General features: G+C 65.5%; 18 protein-coding genes. 7 read left to right on the top strand and 11 right to left on the bottom strand.

All coding sequences use genetic code 11. The annotated features are described in order from the left end of the window. Position 1: 1 nt before the first annotated feature. The 3 genes from QME24_RS18230 to cbiE are packed head-to-tail and all read right to left on the bottom strand — an operon-like array spanning position 2 to position 3,019. Positions 2–724: a cobalt-precorrin-6A reductase gene (locus QME24_RS18230; RefSeq protein ID WP_280091401.1), complete on the bottom strand. Its 723-nt coding sequence runs from the start codon at positions 722–724 to the stop codon at positions 2–4. Further along, positions 721–1,815, bottom strand: coding sequence for a cobalt-precorrin-5B (C(1))-methyltransferase (locus tag QME24_RS18225; protein ID WP_029885701.1), 1,095 nt, complete (start codon positions 1,813–1,815; stop codon positions 721–723). The genes QME24_RS18230 and QME24_RS18225 overlap by 4 nt, the downstream gene beginning before the upstream one ends. Next, entirely contained in the window at positions 1,808–3,019 is a 1,212-nt protein-coding gene (gene cbiE / locus QME24_RS18220) for a precorrin-6y C5,15-methyltransferase (decarboxylating) subunit CbiE (RefSeq protein ID WP_280091402.1), read from the bottom strand. Before cbiE ends, QME24_RS18225 begins: the two co-directional genes overlap by 8 nt. 143 nt (positions 3,020–3,162) lie before the next feature. On the opposite strand from cbiE, the gene cobG reads away from it, so the two are divergent. The 7 genes from cobG (at position 3,163) to QME24_RS18185 (ending at position 9,670) form a co-directional block, all read left to right on the top strand. Beyond that, positions 3,163–4,494: a precorrin-3B synthase gene (gene cobG / locus QME24_RS18215; protein ID WP_280091403.1), complete on the top strand. Its 1,332-nt coding sequence runs from the start codon at positions 3,163–3,165 to the stop codon at positions 4,492–4,494. After that, the gene (locus QME24_RS18210) at positions 4,487–5,113 is read left to right on the top strand and encodes a precorrin-8X methylmutase (protein WP_009683269.1); all 627 of its coding nucleotides are present in this window, start codon (positions 4,487–4,489) and stop codon (positions 5,111–5,113) included. The genes cobG and QME24_RS18210 overlap by 8 nt, the downstream gene beginning before the upstream one ends. Next, a complete protein-coding gene (locus QME24_RS18205; protein ID WP_033690487.1) occupies positions 5,110–5,844 on the top strand; it encodes a precorrin-2 C(20)-methyltransferase in 735 nt (244 codons plus the stop codon). The genes QME24_RS18210 and QME24_RS18205 overlap by 4 nt, the downstream gene beginning before the upstream one ends. Further along, entirely contained in the window at positions 5,832–7,529 is a 1,698-nt protein-coding gene (gene cobJ, locus QME24_RS18200; protein ID WP_280091404.1) for a precorrin-3B C(17)-methyltransferase, read from the top strand. Before QME24_RS18205 ends, cobJ begins: the two co-directional genes overlap by 13 nt. A 92-nt stretch (positions 7,530–7,621) precedes the next feature. Then, complete coding sequence (locus tag QME24_RS18195) at positions 7,622–8,299, top strand: hypothetical protein (protein ID WP_192441100.1); 678 nt, start codon at positions 7,622–7,624, stop codon at positions 8,297–8,299. A gap of 61 nt (positions 8,300–8,360) precedes the next feature. After that, positions 8,361–9,050 (top strand): hypothetical protein, encoded by a 690-nt coding sequence (locus tag QME24_RS18190; RefSeq protein ID WP_082414636.1) that lies wholly within the window; start codon positions 8,361–8,363, stop codon positions 9,048–9,050. Further along, a complete protein-coding gene (locus QME24_RS18185) occupies positions 9,047–9,670 on the top strand; it encodes a hypothetical protein (protein ID WP_054913304.1) in 624 nt (207 codons plus the stop codon). Before QME24_RS18190 ends, QME24_RS18185 begins: the two co-directional genes overlap by 4 nt. Here QME24_RS18185 and QME24_RS18180 read toward each other — a convergent pair. From QME24_RS18180 to prmA, 8 genes are all read right to left on the bottom strand, one after another. Continuing rightward, entirely contained in the window at positions 9,667–10,263 is a 597-nt protein-coding gene (locus QME24_RS18180; protein WP_009683262.1) for a MarC family protein, read from the bottom strand. The two genes, QME24_RS18185 and QME24_RS18180, sit on opposite strands and share 4 nt — an antisense overlap. A 65-nt stretch (positions 10,264–10,328) precedes the next feature. Continuing rightward, complete coding sequence (locus QME24_RS18175; RefSeq protein WP_110676693.1) at positions 10,329–13,100, bottom strand: hybrid sensor histidine kinase/response regulator; 2,772 nt, start codon at positions 13,098–13,100, stop codon at positions 10,329–10,331. A gap of 135 nt (positions 13,101–13,235) precedes the next feature. Further along, entirely contained in the window at positions 13,236–14,531 is a 1,296-nt protein-coding gene (gene purD, locus QME24_RS18170) for a phosphoribosylamine--glycine ligase (RefSeq protein ID WP_054913305.1), read from the bottom strand. Positions 14,532–14,676: 145 nt separating this feature from the next. After that, positions 14,677–16,284: a bifunctional phosphoribosylaminoimidazolecarboxamide formyltransferase/IMP cyclohydrolase gene (gene purH / locus QME24_RS18165; protein WP_009683258.1), complete on the bottom strand. Its 1,608-nt coding sequence runs from the start codon at positions 16,282–16,284 to the stop codon at positions 14,677–14,679. 81 nt (positions 16,285–16,365) lie between these two features. Further along, the gene (fis, locus tag QME24_RS18160) at positions 16,366–16,686 is read right to left on the bottom strand and encodes a DNA-binding transcriptional regulator Fis (RefSeq protein WP_003249693.1); all 321 of its coding nucleotides are present in this window, start codon (positions 16,684–16,686) and stop codon (positions 16,366–16,368) included. Further along, positions 16,683–17,696, bottom strand: a complete 1,014-nt coding sequence (dusB, locus tag QME24_RS18155; RefSeq protein WP_009683257.1) for a tRNA dihydrouridine synthase DusB — start codon at positions 17,694–17,696, stop codon at positions 16,683–16,685. Before dusB ends, fis begins: the two co-directional genes overlap by 4 nt. Positions 17,697–17,940: 244 nt before the next feature. Continuing rightward, on the bottom strand, positions 17,941–19,311 hold the full coding sequence (locus QME24_RS18150; protein WP_280091405.1) for a DUF3426 domain-containing protein: 1,371 nt from the start codon (positions 19,309–19,311) through the stop codon (positions 17,941–17,943). Positions 19,312–19,353: 42 nt separating this feature from the next. After that, the gene (gene prmA / locus QME24_RS18145) at positions 19,354–20,232 is read right to left on the bottom strand and encodes a 50S ribosomal protein L11 methyltransferase (protein ID WP_280091406.1); all 879 of its coding nucleotides are present in this window, start codon (positions 20,230–20,232) and stop codon (positions 19,354–19,356) included. Positions 20,233–20,546 lie beyond the last annotated feature (314 nt).

The raw sequence follows: 20,546 nt of genomic DNA, 5'->3' as shown, positions 1-20,546 counted from the left end.
GTCAGTGCAGGCCCAGCGCGGCCAGCAGCGCCAACGGCGTGTCGAATGCACGATCCACCGCTGGCAACGCCGGGCGTTTCAGGACCAGCACCGGCACCCCCAGCTCACGCGCCACTTCCAGTTTGGGTTCGGTCGCCACGCTGCCGCTGTTCTTGCTGATCAACACGTCGATGCTGCGCCGCTGGAACAATGCCCGTTCATCCTCGAGAACAAACGGCCCGCGCGCACCGATCACCTCGCAGCGCTCATTGCCGGGGCAGGCCTCCAGTGCCCGCAAGGTCCAGAACTGCTGTGGCGGAATTTCGTCCAGGTGCTGCAGCGGCTCACGGCCCAGCGTGAACAGCGGCCGGCGAAACGGCTGCAGTGCTGCGATCAAGTGCGCCCAGTCTGCCACTTCGCGCCAGTCATCCCCCTTTTGCGCCTGCCAGGCCGCGCGGCGCAGGGCCCAACAGGGGATGCCGGCGCTGCGTGCGGCCTGGGCGGCATTGCCGCTGATCTGTGCTGCATAGGGGTGGGTGGCGTCGATCAGCAGGGTAATGCCCGAGTCGCGCAAGTAGCGCGCCAGGCCTTCGGCGCCACCGAAGCCACCGACCCGCACCTGGCATTGCAGGTCCTGCGGCACACGGCCGATACCGGCCAGGCTGTAGACATGCTGGGGGCCGAGGCGGCGGGCGATGGCCAGGGCCTCGGTGATGCCACCCAGCAGCAGGATACGGGCGGTCATGCCACGCCAGCCTTGCCGACAATGCCGCCCTGGCGGTCGATGGCGAACACTTCCACCTGCACTGCCGCCGGCACCACGCTGCGGGCAAAGGCCAGGGCATGGGCGCACACCGCATCACCCAGCGCGATACCGGCCGCATGCGCCAGTGCGAGAGCCTGCTGGCTGGTATTGGCGTCGATGATCGCGGCTTGCAGGGCTGTGTCAGCACCGATCGCCGCTGCCCAGCCGGCCAGCTGCGGCAGGTCGATGCTGGAATGGCGGCTGTGCAGGTCCATGTGCCCGGCAGCCAGCTTGCTGATCTTGCCAAAGCCGCCGCACAAGGTCAGGCGCGGCACCGGCACCTTGCGCAGGTGCTTGAGCACCGCGCCGACGAAGTCGCCCATTTCGATCAGGGCGATTTCGGGCAGGCCGTAGACACGGCGCATGGTGTCTTCACTGGCGTTGCCGGTGCAGGCGGCGATGTGGGTGTAGCCGTTGGTGTGAGCCACGTCGATGCCCTGGTGGATCGAGGCGATATAGGCGGCGCAGGAGAATGGCCGCACGATACCGCTGGTGCCGAGGATCGACAGGCCGCCGAGGATGCCCAGGCGCGGATTCATGGTCTTCAGCGCCAACTGTTCACCACCCTGCACGTTGACCGTGACCTCGAAGCCTCCAGGGTGGCCACACTCATCGGCCAGGCGCTGCAGGTGCTCGCTGATCATGCGCCGGGGCACCGGGTTGATGGCAGGTTCACCGACCGCCAGCACCAGCCCGGGGCGGGTCACGGTGCCGACGCCGCTGCCAGCGACAAAACGCACCCCAGGTTCGCCCAGCAGGCGCACCCGGGTGTACAGCAGCGCACCATGAGTCACGTCGGGATCATCGCCGGCATCCTTGACGGTCCCGGCTTCGGCGCATTCGCCCACCAGGCGACAGAATTCCAGGCGCATCTGCACCACCTTGCCTTTGGGCAGGGTGATAGCCACGGCGTCGTCACGCTGCCCGGTGAGCAACAGCTTGGCTGCCGCCAGGCTGGTGGCGGTAGCGCAACTGCCGGTGGTCAGGCCGCTGCGCAGTGGGGCGGGCTGTTCGCGGGTTTCTTCACGCATCGACGGGTTTCTGCACTTCCAGCAGGGTGATCGGCAGCGCCTGGCGCCAGGTGTCGAACGCGCCCAGTGGCTGGGCATGGGCGACATGCACGCGGGTCAGTTCGCCGCCGTGCTGTTGGCGAAAATGCGCCAAGGCCAGTTCGCTTTGCAGGGTCACCGCATTGGCCACCAGGCGCCCGCCAGGGCGCAGGCTGGCCCAGCACAGGTCGAGCACCCCTTCGCGGGTGACGCCGCCGCCGATGAAAATGGCATCGGGCGGCTCCAGCCCATGCAACGCTGCCGGCGCCTTGCCGCGAACCAGCTGCAGGCCGGGAACACCCAGCGCATCGCGGTTATGTTCGATGAAGCCCTGGCGGCCTTCGTCGGCCTCGATGGCCAGGGCGCGGCAGGCCGGGTGGGCGCGCATCCATTCGATACCGATCGAGCCGCAGCCAGCACCCACGTCCCACAGCAGTTCGCCTGGCTGCGGCGCCAGGCGCGCCAGGGTCATGGCGCGGACATCGCGCTTGGTCAGCTGGCCGTCGTGGCGAAAAGCGCTGTCGGGCAGCCCGGCCAAGCGATGGTGACGGGGGGCGTGGGGCGTGGCCTTGCAATCGATGGCCACCAGGTTGAGCGCAGCGATATCGGTGTGCGGCCAGTCCTGGGCAGTGCCGACCAGCGTGCGTTCGGCTTCGCCACCGAGGTGCTCGAACACCTGCAGGCGGCTGGGCCCGAAGCCACGTTCGCAGAGCAGTGCAGCGATGGCCGCCGGGCTGTCGCCATCGTTGCTCAGCACCAGCAGGCGCAGCCCGCTGTGCAGGTGGGCGTTGAGGGCAGCCAGCGGCCGCGCCACCAGTGACACCACGTGCAGGTCCTGCACTGGCCAGCCCAGGCGGGCCGCTGCCAGGGCGCAGGAGGAAGGCATCGACAGCACGCGCATTTCGGCCGCGGGCACCAGGCGCGCCAGGCTGGCCCCGACGCCGTAGAACATGGGGTCGCCGCTGGCCAGCACGCACACCGGCTCGCCACGCAGGGCCAGTACCGGGTTCAGCGAGAATGGGCTGGGCCAGGGCAGTTGTTCAGCGCGCGTGCAGTGCGGCAGCAGGGCCAGCTGGCGGGGGCTGCCGACAATCTTCGTGGCACCCAGCAGGGCGCGCCGGGCTTGTTTGCCCAAGCCAGGGAAGCCGTCTTCGCCGATGCCTACTACTGTCAGCCAGGGTGTCATTCATACCTCTTAAAGATTCTGGGGCGCACAGCGCACCAGAATTTCTGCTCAAACCCGAATGATGCTCGACCACCGGCTTTTCATGCCGCCGGCCAAAGCAGGCATAATACCGCGCCTTCTACACTCAAGCGCACTTTCACAGATTGCCGGATACTCCATTGACCCAGGCCGATGCCCCCGCTGTTACCCCACGTCCCTCGGCTTGCCCGGGGTTGTGGCGCATCGTCAGTGCCCGGGATGGCGGTATCTGCCGGATCAAACTACCGGGCGGCCTGCTGCTGGCCGACCAGGCCGATGCAGTAGCCGCCGCTGCCGAGCGATTCGCCGGCGGCGTGATCGAGGCCACCAACCGTGGCAACCTGCAGATCCGCGGCATCGGCAATGCACACCACGCCCTGGTCGAGACCTTGCTCGCGGCAGGCCTGGGCCCGCGCGATGCGGCAGGCGACGATGTGCGCAACCTGATGCTCAGCCCGCTGGCCGGGCATGATCCGGCCATGCTGCTGGATGCACGGCCCCTGGCCGGGCAGGTTCTAGACCTGCTCGAAAGCACCCCGCGCCTCCACCAGTTGTCGGCCAAGTTCGCCGTGCAGCTCGATGCCGGCGAGGCCCTGGCCATGCTCGAACACCCTCACGACCTGTGGTTGTCGGCCTTGCGCCTGGGCCGGCAAACCTGGCTGGCGTTCGGCCTGGCGGGTTGCCCGGCAGATGGCCAAGTGCTGGGTGCGGTGCCGCTGGCCGATGGCCTGGCCTTGGTGCGTGCCGTGCTCGACCGTTTCCTCGACCTGGCCAGCCCCGCGCATTCGCGCATGCGCCAGCTGCTGGAAGCCTGCCCGGCCGGCGAGTTTGTCGAAGGCCTGCCTCTGGATATCCGCCGCGACGCTGCCGTGCTCGGCTGGCGCCGGCACCAGCCTGCTCCCGTGTGGTTGGGCAAGCTGCCCCAGGCCCGCGGCCTGGCCCTTGGCGTTGCCCCGGCGCAGGGCCGCCTGACCCCGGCCATGCTGCGCGGCGTCGCCCAGGTCTGCCGTGAGCTGGGCGACGGCAGCCTGCGCCTGAGCCCATGGCAAAGCCTGGTGCTGACCAACCTGCCGGCGCAGCACATCGAGCAGGCCCAGGCCGGGTTGTCTGCCCTGGGCCTGCTTTGCCACGTGGATGAGCCGCTGGCACGTATCAGCGCCTGCACCGGCAGCAGCGGCTGCGCCAAGGCCCTGGGCGAGACCAAGGGCGATGCCGTGGCCCTGGCCGCGCTGCTCGGCCCTGGCGCCCCGGGCAGCGTGCACTTGTCTGGCTGCCCCCGTTCCTGCGCCGTGGCCCACGTTGCCCCGGCCACCCTGTTGGCCCGTTCACCGGGCCGTTATGACCTGTACCTGCGTGACGCGTGCCAGCCAGGCTTTGGCGCCCTGCGCGGCACCGACCTTACCTTGAATGAAGCAGGCGCCATGCTCGACCTGCCGACGGAGCACCTTGATGATTGACTACATCCGCGATGGTCAGGAGATCTATCGCAATTCCTTCCGGATCATCCGCGAGGAAGCCCGGCTCGAGCGGATCCCCGCAGACCTCGAAAAGCTCGCCGTGCGGGTGATCCACGCCTGTGGCATGGTCGAGGCCATCGATGGCCTGCAGTTCTCTGCAGGCGCTGGCCATGCCGGGCGCGAAGCGCTGCGCAACGGCGCACCGATCCTGTGCGATGCGCACATGGTCGCCGAGGGCATCACCCGGGCCCGCCTGCCAGCCGACAACCAGGTCATCTGCACCCTGCGTGACCCCAGCGTGCCTGGCCTGGCCAAAGAGGCCGGCAACACCCGTTCGGCCGTGGCCCTGGAGTTGTGGCGCCCGCACCTGGAGGGCAGCGTGGTGGTCATCGGCAACGCCCCCACCGCCCTGTTCTACCTGCTGGAAATGCTCGACGCCGGTGCGCCCAAGCCGGCGCTGATCCTCGGCTTCCCGGTCGGCTTCGTCGGTGCTGCCGAGTCCAAGGCGATGCTCGCTGCCGACAGCCGCGGCGTGCCGTTCGTGATCATGCAAGGCCGCCTGGGCGGCAGCGCAATGGCTGCTGCCGCGGTCAACGCCCTGGCCACGGAGGTGGAATGATGGCGCCGCGTGGACGACTGCTGGGCCTGGGCGTAGGCCCCGGCGACCCCGAGCTGATCACCGTCAAGGCCCTGCGCCTGCTGCGCGAGGCCCCGGTGGTCGGCTACTTCGTGGCCAAGGGCAAGCGTGGCAATGCCTTCGGCATCATCGAGGCGCACCTGCAGCCTGCCCAGACCCTGCTGCCGCTGGTCTACCCGGTGACCACCGAAGCCCTGCCGGCGCCTTTGTCCTATGAACAGGTCATCAGCGACTTCTACGACGAAGCCAGCGTGCAAGTGGCCGAGCACCTGGATGCCGGCCGTGACGTGGCGGTGATCTGCGAAGGCGACCCGTTTTTCTACGGCTCGTACATGTACCTGCACGACCGCCTGGCACAGCGTTATGAGGCCGAGGTGATTCCTGGCGTGTGCTCCATGCTGGGGGGCGCTTCGGTGCTGGGCGCGCCCTTGGTGTACCGCAACCAGAGTTTGTCCGTGCTGTCGGGGGTGCTGCCGGCCGATGAGCTGAAGCGCCGCCTGGCCGACGCCGATGCGGCGGTGATCATGAAGCTTGGCCGCAACTTCCCCAAGGTCCGCGACGTGCTGGCCGAGCTAGGCCTGGACGGGCGCGCGCTGTACGTTGAACGGGCGACCATGGCCAACCAGAAAATCGTGCCGCTGGACCAGGTCGACCCGCTGTCGTCGCCGTACTTTTCGCTGATCATCGTGCCGGGGGAAAAATGGCAGGGCTGACCATGAACCCGGCACCGGCCATCGTCATTCTCGGGCCAGGCAGCCTGTTGACGGCACAGCGCATCCAGCAGTGTTATCCACAGGCTTTGATCCATGGCCTGCAGGGCCGGGTGGAGGGCGCCGACTGCTACTACAGTGCCTTTGGCGACACCCTGCGGGCGCTGTACCAGCAAGCCACCCCGATCATTGCACTGTGCGCAGCCGGTATCGTCATTCGCAGCCTGGCGCCCCTGCTCGGCGAGAAGGGCAGCGAACCGCCGGTGCTGGCCGTGGCTGAAGATGGCAGTGCGGTGGTGCCATTGCTCGGTGGCCTGGGCGGGGTGAACGTGATGGCGCGGAAAATCGGCGCGGCGCTGGGTGTTGCCGCCGCTATCACCACCAGCGGCGAACTGCGTTTCGGCACCTGCCTGCTGAACCCGCCGCAAGGCTATGCCCTGGCCGATGTCGAGCAAGGCAAGCGCTTTGTTTCCGACCTGCTGGCTGGCGAGTCGGTGCGGGTCGAGGGGCATGCGCCCTGGCTGCAGCAGGCGCAATTGCCCGCCAGCGAGGTGGCCCGGCGCACCATTCATGTGGGGCACCTGGCGCGCCCTGCCAGCCGCGACGAGTTGCTGATCCACCCGCGCTCGGTGGTCGTGGGGGTTGCAAGCGGCGCGCTGCACACTATCCGTGCTGCCTTGCAGCAGGCCGGCATCGCCGAGCCAGCTGTGGCCTGTGTGTTGGCGGGCGAGCACGCCATGGCCGACACCACCCTGCACGAAGCGGCGCAGGCTTTGGGGGTTGCCCTGCGCTTCGCGGCCCAGCCAGGCGATGTTGCCAGCATGCTGGCGGCGGCATTGCCCGGTGCCCAACTGATCGGGCAGGGCGACGTGGTCATCGCGGTGGCTCCCGCCCCGGTCGAGGTGGAGCGGCTGGGCCGCCGCCGCGGCCGTTTGGCCGTTATCGGCCTGGGGCCGGGCGCTGCCGAGCTGATGGTGCCAGCGGTCAAGGCGGAATTGGCCCGGGCGCAGGACGTGCTTGGCTATGAAACCTATGTGCGCATGGCCGGGCCGTTCCGTAGCGACCAGGTGCTGCACTGCACCGACAACCGCGAAGAGATGCAACGCGCCAGGCATGCTTTCGAGCTGGCGGCCCAAGGCCGTTCGGTGGTGGTGGTGTCGTCGGGCGACCCGGGGGTGTTCGCCATGGCGGCGGCAGTGCTCGAAGCGCTGCACGCGTCGACCGACCCGGCGTGGCACCGGGTCGACCTGGAGATCCTGCCGGGGGTATCCGCCTCGCTGGCGACCGCTGCCCAGGCAGGTGCACCGCTGGGCCATGACTTCTGCGTGATGTCGCTGTCGGACAACCTCAAACCCTGGTCCATCATCGAGAAGCGCCTGGACCTGGCCGCCCAGGCTGACCTGGTGTTGGCATTCTACAACCCGATTTCCCGCTCGAGGCCGCATCAGCTCGGCGTGGCGCTCGAGGTGGTTCGGCGGCACCGTGCTGGCAACACGCCTGTAGTCCTGGGGCGTGATATCGGTAGGCCAGGGCAGACGCTCAAGGTAGTCACATTGGCCGAGCTGCTGCCAGAAATGGTCGACATGCGCACCATGGTGCTGGTGGGCTCCTCCACAACCTGCGTGTTTCCTCGCCTCACGGGTGGGGTGTGGGCCTACACGCCACGTTGGTACCCTTCGGCCAGCTAGCTGCCGCGGAAACCCTTCAGCGCGCTGTCTTGCGAGCACGCTGGCTAAGGTGGCTGCCCCTGATTCAGGGGTAACCACCAAGGAGTTTCCCGATGTCTGAAACACAAGCCACTACCCGCGACGCCGCCGTCCTGGTCGAAGGCAACCTGCTTGCCTGTGGCGCGGGTATGTCCGTGCAAAGCCGCCATGACTGCAAGAATGCATACCACTTTGCCACCTTGGTGGCGGACAAAGCCTTCGATGCCGAAAAGCAGAGCAGGGAGTGGTATGACAAGCTCATCGATGTGATGCGTGACCTGGGCTTCACCATCCCCAAGCGCAGCTTCGAGCAGGAAACATCGGCTGAGCTGTCGGTCACCGTCGGCGCCATTGCTGTACGTGCTATAGCCGTTGCCGGCAACGCAATGTTGGGCGGCACCCCACTGGGCAGCCTGGCCAAAAAGGCCTTCGACAAGATGGCCACCGTCGAGAGCGACGCCAAAGTGCTCGACCACAAGCGCAAGAACAAGACCCGGGGCATGGTCGGCCTGGCTGCGTGCATCGAGACCGAACAAGGTGATGTGGTCATGGTGATCAGTTGCATCCAGGCGTCTGCCCCGCAGCTGGACGACGACGTGCTGGGCATCCAGTGGAAGCTGAACAAGAGCCGCTACTACGCCGGTACGGCGGTGCTCACCCTCAACAACTTCGTCTACGACAAAGTGCGCGAAACCGTGGAAAACAAACTGGGCGTGCGCAGCGTCGAGAACGTTCTGCAGTACGACATCTGATTGCCTGGCGGCATTTCGCCGATGCCGCCTTTTCGACTCTCCTTGAAATGAGGCAACACACATGGATAAAGCATCCGAGCAACTGATGCTGATCGGTGGCACGGCGTTGGTTTACCCGCAGAGGGCGGGCGAAATACTGCGCCAGGCCGCTTTCGACTCGATACTGTACGCCCAACTGGTGGCCAACAAGCACGCCGGGTCGCGTTTCGAGCAGTATGACGCCTGGTACGCGGCCAACCGCGAGGCATTTCGCCAATTGGGCTGGATCAAGCTGGCCAGCACCCACGACCTCAAACAGCTGGGGCAACCCGTTCGCAGCACCCAGCCCCAGCCGCTGGAAGCCTGGTTGAAAATGCGCGCGATCAGCCCCGAAGCCCTTCTGAGCACGGTAAGGGCAGGCCTGCGCCGCTCTGCCCAGGGTGTTGGCCATTTGCTGAAGTTCAGCGCCCAGGAGCAGGGCCAGCGCTCCAGGCTGGTCGTGGAGGTGGGGCTGCTGAAGGCCGGGCCGACCCTCGATCTTTGCAGCATCACGCTGCAGGTCGACGAGCGTATTTCTGCCGTGCCCTTGGATGTGCTGCTGAGCGAGCAGGTACTCAGGGGCGAAGCCGAGTTCGATGGTATTTCCCTGGCACTGGATAACGGGCGCTTCGAGCACCAGCGCACTGCACTGCAGGCGCTGATGGAGGACAGGAATGCCCGGGGTGACTACCGCTTCGACCCTTATGCGCCAGTAGTGGGGGCAACACCATGACGAACGTTGCCCCTGCGGTAATCGGTGCCGGTATCGTGTCGTTCTTGCCAGGAATGGACGCAGCCCAGGCGAGCAAGGTGAAGCTGGCCCTGGCGATGGCCGAGCGGGCCACGCAAACAGCGTACAGGGAGGGCTTGATCGAGAACTGGTTCGACTACTACCGCAACCAGCTCAAGTTCATGGGCTGGGACTCGGTGTCTCCCGAGCAGGCGCATTGCCCCGACCCGCGCCGTGCCAAACAGACCGATCAGGTTCTGGAAACCATCGCTGACAAGGCGGGGGAGCGCTATGCAACGGCGACCGGGCTCTCCATCCGGAAACTGTTGAGGCAGCCCTCGGTGCTGCGTGAGCTGGAACGGTGTGCATACGAGCGCCAGCATTTCCAGCTACTGCCATGTGCGCCCGCCGGTGCCGGCCGGGTCGACATGGTGCTTTACCATGAGGTCGACAGCCACGCGGCATTCAAGGCTGGCTTCCTCAGCCACAAGCGTAGCCACCGGGTGGTGCGGGCGGAACTGGTGCGGTTCAATGTGCTGGCCTTCGAGAACAGCTTCTTGGGCAAAGTGCAGGAGCGGGTGGTGCAAGCCTCGTTGAACCGTATTCTCGAATACGGCCTTTAAGGTGCCAGGTAGCCCTTGATGCCGGTGAAGATGATCTGTGCAGCCAGAGCGCAGACGAACAGGCCCATCAGCCGGCTGACGATCTGCAGGCCCTGGTCACCGAGCAGGCGCTCGATGCGGTGCGACAGGTACAGCACCACACCCACGGTGAAGCTGGCCAAGGCTATGCCGATGATTGCCAGCAACTTGTCGCCCCAGTGCGGTTGGCTGACGCCCATTACCAGCAGGGCGCCGATGGTACCGGGCCCGACGGTCAACGGGATGGTCAGCGGCACGATGGTGACGTCCTGTTGCACGTTGTCGGCCTGTACCGCGGACTTGCCTTGGGCCATGCCCAGCGCAGAAATGAACAGCACACTGCCCGCGCCGATCCGGAAGGCGTCGGCGGTGATGCCGAAAATACCGAAGATCGCCCGGCCGAACAGGTACAGCAGCACGCTGGCGATGAGCGCGGCAAAGGCTACCTTCCAGGCCAGTTGCTTGCGTTCTTTGCTGGAGTGGCCACGGGTCAGGCTGATGAAGCACGACAGCACGAAGAACGGGCTGTAGAGCACGAGCATTTTCAGGTAGACGCTGAACAACTCATGGAGCATGAGCGCGGGTCCTTGGCAAAGTTGGTTGGCGTGGGCTTGGGCTGTGGTGGGCCTGCGCCGGCAGGTCAGGAAATGTGCGCCGGGTCTGTCGCGGCTTCGCGCTGGCTGGCCCAGTACTGAATCAGTTCGCGCAGTTGCGACAACTCCACCGGCTTGGCCATGTGCCCGTCCATGCCGGCCAGCCGCGCGCGTTCCTTGTGCTCGGCAAGAATATGCGCCGTCAGCGCCACCACCGGGGTGCGCTGGCGCTTGTTGGCGGCTTCCCAGGCGCGCAGCTGCCGGGTGGCCGAGAAACCGTCCAGCACAGGCATTTCACAGTCCATCAAGACCAGGTCGTAATGCCTTTCTTTCATGGCCTGCAGGGCTTCCTCACCATTGCTGGCGGTGTCTGGTTGCAGGTTCAGCTTGCCGAGCATGCCGCGTATCACCTTGGTCGAAATGCTGTTGTCCTCGGCCACCAGTACGCGGAAATCTGCTGGCAAGTCCAATGCCTGCGGGACCCCAGGCGGGCTGGCGGGTAGCGCCTGCTCGCGGCCGCGCTGGGCCAGCTCCTCGGCCAGGGTGGTTTTCAGGGTATAACCGGCCACCGGCTTGGCGAGTATCCGTTTGACCCCGGCGTTACGCGCGATGACTTTGCTGGGCGCGTTGCTGATACCGGTGAGCATGACCACCAGAATGTCGTGGTTCAGGCTGGGGTCTTCCTTGATCTTGGCGGCCAGCTGCATGCCGGTCATGCCGGGCATGTTCTGGTCCAGCAGCACGGCGTCGAAGTAGTCGCGCAGGTGCGCCTTGGTGCGCAACAGGGCCAGGGCCTCCTTGCCTGACGGCACCGCGCTGACATTCATGCCCCAGGCACTGCACTGCTGCACCAGCACTTTGCGGCAGGTATCGTTGTCGTCCACTACCAGCACCCGGGCATCGCGCAGCGGGCCTTCGAGGTCGGCCAGGGGCTGTTCCAGGCGCGAAGGGTCCAGCGGCAGGGTCAGCCAGAGGGTATTGCCCATGCCGGTGCTGCTCTTGATGCCGAATTCACCTTGCATCAGGCCGATCAGTTGCTTGGCGATGACCAGCCCCAGGTGGCCGCCCAGCTTGCTGCTGGAGAGGAAATGGTGGCTGTGCAGTTCGGCCTGCAGCAGGGCCTCGCGGTCTGCGGCCGGCAGCGGCTCGCCACTGTCCTGCACGGCAATGCGCAGGCGTGGCACCTCACCACGCTGATCCAGGGCCACCACCAGCAGGATCTCGCCCTGGTCGGTGTTTTTCAGTGCGTTTTCCAGCAAGCTGGACAACGCCTGGCGCAGCCGCGTGGGGTCACCGCTGATGACCCGCGGCACCTGCGGCTGGGTAAAGCTGATCAGCTCGATGTTCTGCTGTTCGGCCTTGGCGCGGAATATGTTCAGGCAGTCCTCGATCAGCGCGTTGAGGTCGAACTGCACATCATCCAGCTCGATCTGCCGGGACTCGAGCTTGGAAATGTCGAGTATCTCGTTGATCAGGGTCAGCAGTTCGTTGCCCGCGCTGTGGATGGTCTGCACGTAGTCGCGCTGCTTGACCGACAACGGCGTGCCCAGCAACAGCTCGGTCATGCCCAGCACCCCGTTCATCGGGGTGCGGATTTCGTGGCTGATCTTGGCCAGGAACTCGGCTTTGGCGTTGATTTCTGCATCGCTGGCAGCCAGTGCCCGGCTGACGCTGAAGCGCTCTTCACTCATGCGCCGCAAGCGCTCGCTGACCGCCAGGTTGAGCAGCAGGCCGCTGGCCACGGCCAGGCCCAGCAAAATGCTCAGTAGCCATGGCGTGGAAGTGCGGGTAAAGCCGAGCAGGGCCGGCAACAGCACCAGGCCACCCAGGTTGAACAGCACCATTGCCAGGCAGAACAGCCGGGCGGGGGCATAGCCCTTGTACCACTGGTAGCTGCTGACCAGCAGCATGCTCACGGTGCCCAGCGCCATCAGGGCGTAGGTCATCAGGTTGAGGGGCAGGGTATCGACGAACAGCAGCACCAGGCCGCTGAGCCCGACCAGCAGCATTTCACCTTGCAGCAAACGGTTCAGCCGGGGCGAATTGCACGGCGAGAAGAAGTGCTGGGTGAAATACAGCCCGGCCAGCCCCGCCAGTACCAAGGTCAGGTAGGCCGCGGGCGTTTGTGCGCTGTGCCAGACATGCCACCACGGGCCGCTGAGGTTCAGCAAGATAAGGCCGCTGAGCAGCATCAGGCCGTGATACAGCGCCAGCACCAGGGAAGTGCTGGAGCGGCTGTAGAGGAAGCGGATCAGGTTGTGCAGGATCAGCATCACCAAACCGCCGAACAGCATGCCGAACAGCAGCGGCTGGCGCTGGTCGGCGGCGGCCTGGGCGGCGGGCTCCAGGCTGATGGCCGGGCGCAGCTGGTGTTCGGACACCAGGCGCAGGTAGATGTCCACCGGTTGCTTGCTGTTGGGCAGGGGGAGTACATGGTCGCTGCCGCGCAGGGTGGGGCTGGCGTTGCCGGCCTGCCGCCCGTGGTGCAGCTGACGCAGAAGTTGGTCGCCTTCGAGGGCGTAGAGGTCCAGGCCAGACAGGTCCGGGGCGAAAACCCGCAGTAATTGTTCCTGGTCGCCCGGTTCCAGGCGGTAATGCAGCCACAGGGCTTGTTCTGCCGGTGCGGCATCCAGTTCGGCAAGCATCAGCGGGCTGAACTGGTTACGGTAGCGCTCGGAACGCACGTCGCTCAGTTGCAAGTTGGCCTGTTCATCGAGCAGCACCGACCAGCCCCCGCCATGATCGGCCGCAGCCGGGAACATGCAGAGCAAGGTCAGCAAGCTGACGATAAGAGCTGAGGCAATCCGAAGCCGACGCACTACGAAATCCCTTCTTGGCCGATGTGCCGGGTATCAACTATGCGCGGCGCACCAAGCCGAAGGCAAGGCCCATGGCGGGCCTTGTCGACGAGCCGGGCGCCGGGTGCACAGGGCACCGCGGCGTGCCGGTAGTGGTTACTGCTGGTGTTCACCGCGCTCACGGGCAATGGCCCGGTAGCCGATGTCGGTGCGGTAGAAGCTGCCGTTCCAGCTGACTTCCTTGGCCAGGCGGTAAGCCTGCTGCTGCGCGTCGGCAACGGTGCTGCCCATGGCGGTGGCACACAGCACGCGGCCGCCGTTGGTGACCACCTGGCCATCCTTGAGCGACGTACCGGCATGGAACACCTTGCCTTCGATCTGCGCTGCAGCGTCCAGGCCGTTGATCACGTCGCCCTTGGCGTAGTCGCCCGGGTAACCGCCAGCGGCCAGTACCACGCCCAGGCTCGGGCGTGGATCCCACTGGGCTTCGACCTTGTCCAGCGCCTTGGCGAAGGCCGCTTCTACCAGCAGCACCAGGCTCGACTCCAGGCGCAGCATGACTGGCTGGGTTTCCGGGTCACCGAAGCGGCAGTTGAATTCGATGACCTTGGGGTTGCCCGCCTTGTCGATCATCAGGCCGGCATACAGGAAGCCGGTGTAGACGTTGCCTTCCTCTGCCATGCCGCGCACGGTGGGCCAGATCACCTGGTCCATCACGCGCTGGTGCACGTCGGCGGTAACCACCGGGGCAGGGGAGTAGGCACCCATGCCGCCGGTGTTGGGGCCCGTGTCCTGGTCACCGACGCGTTTGTGATCCTGGCTGGTTGCCATTGGCAGTACGTTGTGGCCATCGACCATGACGATGAAGCTGGCTTCTTCGCCGTCGAGGAACTCCTCGATCACCACACGCGAACCGGCGTCACCGAAGGCGTTGCCAGCCAGCATGTCACGCACGGCGGCTTCGGCTTCTTCCAGGGTCATGGCGACGATCACGCCTTTGCCCGCGGCCAGGCCGTCGGCCTTGATCACGATCGGCGCGCCTTTTTCCTGCAGGTAGGCCAGCGCCGGCTCGATCTCGGTGAAGTTCTGGTAGTCGGCGGTCGGGATCTTGTGGCGTGCCAGGAAGTCCTTGGTGAAGGCCTTGGAGCCTTCCAGCTGGGCCGCGCCCTTGGTTGGGCCGAAGCAGTCCAGGCCGCGGCTGCGGAACAGGTCGACCACACCGATGACCAGCGGCGCTTCCGGGCCGACGATGGTCAGGTCGACGTTCTTCTCGGCGAAGTCGGCCAGTTGCTCCAGGGCGCACACATCGATGGCGACGTTTTCGCACTTGGCTTCGATGGCGGTGCCGGCGTTGCCTGGGGCAACGAAGACTTTTTCTACGCGTGGGTCCTGCGCGACTTTCCAGGCCAGGGCGTGCTCACGGCCGCCGCTGCCGATGATCAAAACTTTCATGTCAAAACCTCGATTCAGGTGACCCCGAGGCGGGCGGGGAGCGCTGTGGGAGCGGGCGTGCCCGCGAATGCGGCGGTGAATTCACCATCGTATTCGCGGGCGCGCCCGCTCCCACAGGATCGCCGCTTGCCCGGGGGCCGCGTAATTAGTGGCGGAAGTGACGCATACCGGTGAATACCATCGCGATGCCCGCTTCGTCAGCCGCGGCGATGACTTCTGCGTCACGCATCGAACCACCCGGCTGGATCACGGCGCTGATACCCACTTTGGCGGCATTGTCGATGCCGTCACGGAACGGGAAGAACGCATCCGAGGCCATGACCGCGCCCTGTACCTGCAGGCCGGCATGCTCGGCCTTGATGGCGGCGATGCGGGCAGAGTTGACGCGGCTCATCTGGCCAGCGCCCACGCCGATGGTCTGGCGCTGCTTGGCGTAGACAATGGCGTTGGACTTGACGAACTTGGCCACTTTCCAGGCGAATACCAGGTCGTGGATTTCCTGCTCGGTTGGCGCACGTTTGGTAACGATCTTCAGGTCATCGGCAGTGATCATGCCGATATCACGGCTTTGCACCAGCAGGCCGCCGTTGACACGCTTGAAGTCCCAGCCGGCAGCGCGCTCGGCTGGCCACTCGCCGCATTCCAGCAGGCGCACGTTCTGCTTGGCAGCCACTACGTCGCGCGCCGCCTGGGAAATTTTCGGGGCGATGATCACTTCGACGAACTGGCGCTCGACGATGGCCTTGGCGGTTTCGCCGTCCAGTTCACGGTTGAAGGCGATGATGCCGCCGAATGCCGACTCGGTGTCGGTGGCATAGGCCAGGTCGTAGGCCTTGCGGATGCCGCCTTCGTCTTCCGGCACCACGGCCACGCCACACGGGTTGGCGTGCTTGACGATGACGCAGGCCGGCTTGACGAAGCTCTTCACGCACTCCAGCGCGGCGTCGGTGTCGGCCACGTTGTTGAACGACAGTTCCTTGCCTTGCAGCTGCACGGCGGTGGAGATGCTGGCTTCGCCCTTCTTGGCTTCTACGTAGAACGCCGCGCTCTGGTGCGGGTTCTCGCCGTAGCGCATTTCCTGGGCCTTGACGAACTGGCTGTTGAAGGTGCGCGGGAATTCGCTGCGTGCAGCCGTCGACAAGGTCTGCTGGGCCTGGTCGATGGTGCCCATGTAGTTGGCGATCATGCCATCGTAGGCGGCGGTGTGCTCGAACGCCTTGAGCATCAGGTCGAAGCGCTGGGCGTAGGTCAGGCCACCGGCCTTGAGGCCTTCGACGATGCCGGCGTAGTCGCTGGCGTTGACCACGATGGCCACGTCCTTGTGGTTCTTGGCTGCCGAACGGACCATGGTCGGGCCGCCGATATCGATGTTTTCGATGGCGGTCGGCAGGTCACAGCCAGGCTTGGAAATGGTGGCTTCGAACGGGTACAGGTTGACTGCAACCAGATCGATCGGCTTGATGCCGTGCTCGCTCATGATGGCGTCGTCGGTACCGCGACGACCGAGGATGCCGCCGTGGATTTTCGGGTGCAGGGTCTTGACCCGGCCGTCCATCATTTCGGCAAAGCCGGTGTAGTCAGCCACTTCCACCGCGTCAACGCCGTTGTCCTTGAGCAGCTTGTAGGTGCCGCCGGTGGACAGGATCTCGACACCGAGCTGTTGCAGCTCACGGGCGAATTCGAGGATACCGGTCTTGTCGGAGACGCTGATCAGGGCGCGGCGGACTGGCAGGCGGGTAGTCTGGTCGGTCATTTCGGGTTCCAATAACGCGGTGGAGTCAGCAAAAAAGGCGCCTCTGTTCAGGGAGCCGCCTTTTCTGGTCGGGATTCTGTGTTACAGCAAGTCGTACTGCTTGAGCTTCTTGCGCAGCGTGCCTCGGTTCAGCCCGAGCATCTCGCTGGCCTTGGTCTGGTTGCCCTTCACGTAGTTCATGACGCTTTCGAGCAGGGGGGCCTCCACTTCGGAGAGCACCAGGTTGTAGACGTCCGTGACGGTCGCGCCTTCCAGATGGGCGAAGTAATTGTGCAGCGCCTTCTCGACGCTGTCGCGAAGGGTCTGGCCCTCTTCGCTCGGCGTGTTCAGGTGCTGTTTCAGGTTGGCGTTGTCGCTCACGGGCGTTGTTCCACTCACAAAATTCTCGGTCATCATCGTCATGCGGCCACCCCTTGTCCGTCCTCTGTCTCAAGGCTCTGTCGACGCTCGCTGAAAAACGCGCGAACGTTGGCGCACTGCGCTTGTGTGTCTTCCAAAGCGTTGAACCGGGAGCGAAACTCCTTGCCGCCGGGTCGTGTTGCCAGGTACCAGCCAACGTGCTTGCGGGCGATACGTACGCCCATCACATCGCCATAGAAGGCATGCAGCGCGGCCAGGTGTTGCAGCAGAATGTGTTCCACTTCGTCCAGCTGCGGCGCCGGCAGGTGTTCGCCGGTGCGCAGGTAATGCTCGATCTCGCGAAAGATCCATGGCCGCCCCTGGGCAGCCCGGCCAATCAGCAGGCCATCGACCCCGGTGGCATCCAGCACCGCCCGGGCCTTTTCGGGCGACGTGATGTCGCCGTTGGCAAAAACCGGGATCGACACCGCCTGCTTGATGGCAGCGATGGTGTCGTATTCGGCTTCGCCGGTGTACAGGTCGGCGCGTGTGCGGCCATGTACCGCCAGCGCCTGGATGCCGGCCTGCTCGGCGATTTTCGCCACGTTCAGGCCGTTTTTGTTCGCCCGGTCCCAGCCGGTGCGGATCTTCAGGGTCACCGGAACGTCCACGGCGCCGACCACGGCGTGGAGAATTTCGTGGACCAAGGCTTCATCCTTCAATAAAGCAGAGCCTGCAGCTTTGTTGCAGACTTTTTTTGCCGGGCAGCCCATGTTGATATCGATGATCTGGGCGCCTGCCTCGACATTGGCCCGTGCTGCCGCTGCCATCATCTGCGCATCACCGCCGGCGATCTGCACCGAGCGCGGCTCGGGATCACCCTCATGGATGCGGCGCAGGCTCGACTTGCGGCTGTTCCACAGGTTCATGTCGCTGCTGACCATTTCCGACACGACCATGCCTGCGCCCAAGCGCTGGCAAAGTGTACGGAAAGGCTGGTCCGTGACCCCGGCCATGGGCGCGAGGATCAGGTTGTTGCGTAGCGTGTATTGGCCGATGCGTACCGCCGACATAGGTGATCCCTGTTGTGGGGCCGAATCTTGGAGTTCGAAAAAGGGTTGGCATGATACCCGCTCTCGGTGACCGGATAAAGATGGAACTGGATAAAATCTGAACAACCGGGGCTGGCGACAAGCGGCAAGTTGCAAGCCACAAGACAAGCAAGCCGACAGCCGGCCTGCTCCGTCTTGTAGCTTGTAGCTTGTAGCTTGTAGCTTGTAGCTTGTAGCTTGAAGCTTGAAGCTTGAAGCTTGCCGCTTATTCCGGCGAACGGAAGCTCAGGCTGTAATTGACCGCCTTCGGGCCGGGATCGAGGATGTCCAGGGCTATGTGGATCGGCGTCTGGCTGGGCATTTCGCCACGCCCCGCCAACTCACCCGAAAGGTATTCGCTGGGCTTGAAGCGGCGGCTGGCGATCAACTGGCCATTGAGGTCGGCGAAGCGCAGTTCGAGTAACGGGAATGGCTGGGCAAATGGCGCACGGTTGTAGATGATCGCATCAACGATGAGCGCGCCTTTGAAATCCGGGTGGCTGCGTACCACCAGGTTGCTGCTCTTGATCCGGCCAATGTCGACACGGGTGGGCACCTGGCAGCCGACCAGCGGGCACAGCTGCAGGAACATGGGCCGGTACTGGTCCTGGCGGGCCATTTCGTCGAAGTGGAACCACACGTACTGGAAGGCCAGCAGGCCGGCGGCCAGCAAAGACAGCACGCCCCACAGGATCCGCTTGCCCCAGTTGGGCGCAGGCTTTTCCCAGCCCAGTTGCAGGGGGTCGTCGACCACGTCGACCAGCGGCTCCTTGCGCGGTGTGCGCTCGGGCTTGCCGGCAAGGCCGGGTTCCAGGCGTTCACCGGGCAGCGGTTCGCCAAGCTCGTCGTCACGCGCCGACAGCTGCAGTGGCAGCGGTTCATCGTCGCGCGCGCTCAGGCCTTTTTCCGGGATGTCGTCATCGTCAGTGTGCAGCGGTTCGCCGAGTGTTTCAGGCTCACCGGTTTCGCCAGTGCGCTGCACGGGCGGCTGGTCGTCGAAGTCCAGGTCGAAATTGCTGCCCAGTACGGGCTCGGTGCGCTCGCCAGGGGCAGGCTGCAGGTCTGGCGCCTGTGGCTCTGGCGTCAGCAGCACTGGCGCAGGCTGTGCCTGCAGTGGCGGCTCGAGGGGGTCATCGGTTGCCGTGCCGAACAGGTCGTCCACAGGCTCATCGGCATGCTCCTCATCGCGCCGCGCTTGCAACCCGTCATCCTGCCGGGCGGCGCGTGCCTGCGCCGGCCCCCCACGCCGCTCAAGGCGCTCCAGCTCTTTGTCGAGGTCAAGGGCATCGAGCGCCTCGGCGGTGACGGCCCAGTCCTCCCCGGGCGCAGGTGTGGGCGCACTGCTGGCCGCCTCGGGCGGGGCAGGCGTTGCCGCCTCGGCGTCGGGCAGCGCTGGCGCCGCCGGGGCAGCAGGCGCCGCCGCCGGTGCTGGCGCGGCGCTGGCGGCGCGGTTCTGCTCCAGCAACTGCTTGGCGGCGTTGAACACCTGCAGGCAATGGCCGCACCGCACCACGCCGCGCGCTACGCTCAGCTGGTGGTGGGTGACGCGAAAGCTGGTCTGGCAATGCGGGCACTGGGTGACGAAACTGTCGGTCATGCGGCAATCCGGGAGCTGTGCAGAAAAGTATTCTAGGCCCGCTTAGCGGCGCCGACCACTGATGCGCACCCAGCCGTCGCGCACGACGATCGGGTCCAGGTCGAAGTCGGCGGCATAGGCTGCGGCCACTTCCTCGCCCTGCTCGGCAAGGATGCCCGACAGTGCCAGCAGGCCACCTGGGCGAACCAGCCCGGACAGCTGCGGGGCCAGCGACACCAGCGGGCCGGCAAGGATGTTGGCGACCAGCACGTCGGCCTGCATCGCCGGCATGTGCTCTGGCAGGTACAGGGCCAGTTTCTCGTCGGCGATGCCATTGCGCTGGGCGTTGTCGCGGGAAGCCTCGATGGCTTGCACGTCGATGTCGGTACCCACCGCCCCGCGGGCGCCGAGCAGCAGGGCGGCGATGGCCAGAATGCCCGAGCCGCAACCGAAGTCCAGCACCTGGGTGCCTTCGAGCTGCTGGCCATCGAGCCATTCCAGGCACAGGGCGGTGGTGGGGTGGGTGCCGGTGCCGAAGGCCAGGCCCGGGTCGAGCAGCAGGTTGACCGCGTCTTTCTCGGGGGCGTCATGCCAGCTGGGCACGATCCACAGGCGGCGGCCAAAGCGCATGGGCTGGAAGTTGTCCATCCAGCTGCGTTCCCAGTCCTGGTCCTCGACCACTTCGGCCTGGTGCTCGGGCAGTTCGGCGCCGGTCAGCAGGCGCAGGTGGGCGAACACCTGCTCAGCGTCGGTATCGGCTTCGAACAAGGCCAGCAGATGGGTGTGCGACCACAGCGGGGTGGTATTGAGGTCGGGTTCAAAGATCGGCTGGTCATCGGCATCCATGAACGTGACAGAAACGGCGCCTACTTCAAGCAGGGCGTCTTCGTAGGTTTCGGCTTGTTCCGGGCTGATGGCCAGGCGTACTTGCAGCCAGGGCATGGCGGGCACCTTTGGTAAATCGACAGGGGCAGCCCTAGGCTGCGCGAAGGCTGGCAGTTTACGCGAGTGCGCAGGGTTTGTAGAGAATGCCTGGCACCGGCCTTGTGGGGGCAACTGTCTTGTATTGCCTGGGCGGGCCTCATCGCCGGCAAGCCCCACGGGGATCGCATCAGGGCTGACAGGTGTTTGCCACAAGGTATGCAGCGCCTGTTAGAGCGAGCGCCGCCCGCGCGGCGCATCGCGAGCTGCGCTCGCTCCTACGTTTGTTTCGGGCCAATTATTCCTGTGGGATTCGCGCGCGAACGCCTTGGTGC

It is taken from the genome of Pseudomonas sp. PARCl1 (assembly GCF_947311875.1).
In the GTDB taxonomy this organism is placed as follows: domain Bacteria; phylum Pseudomonadota; class Gammaproteobacteria; order Pseudomonadales; family Pseudomonadaceae; genus Aquipseudomonas; species Aquipseudomonas juntendi.
This window is presented reverse-complemented; position numbering and strand designations above follow the sequence as displayed.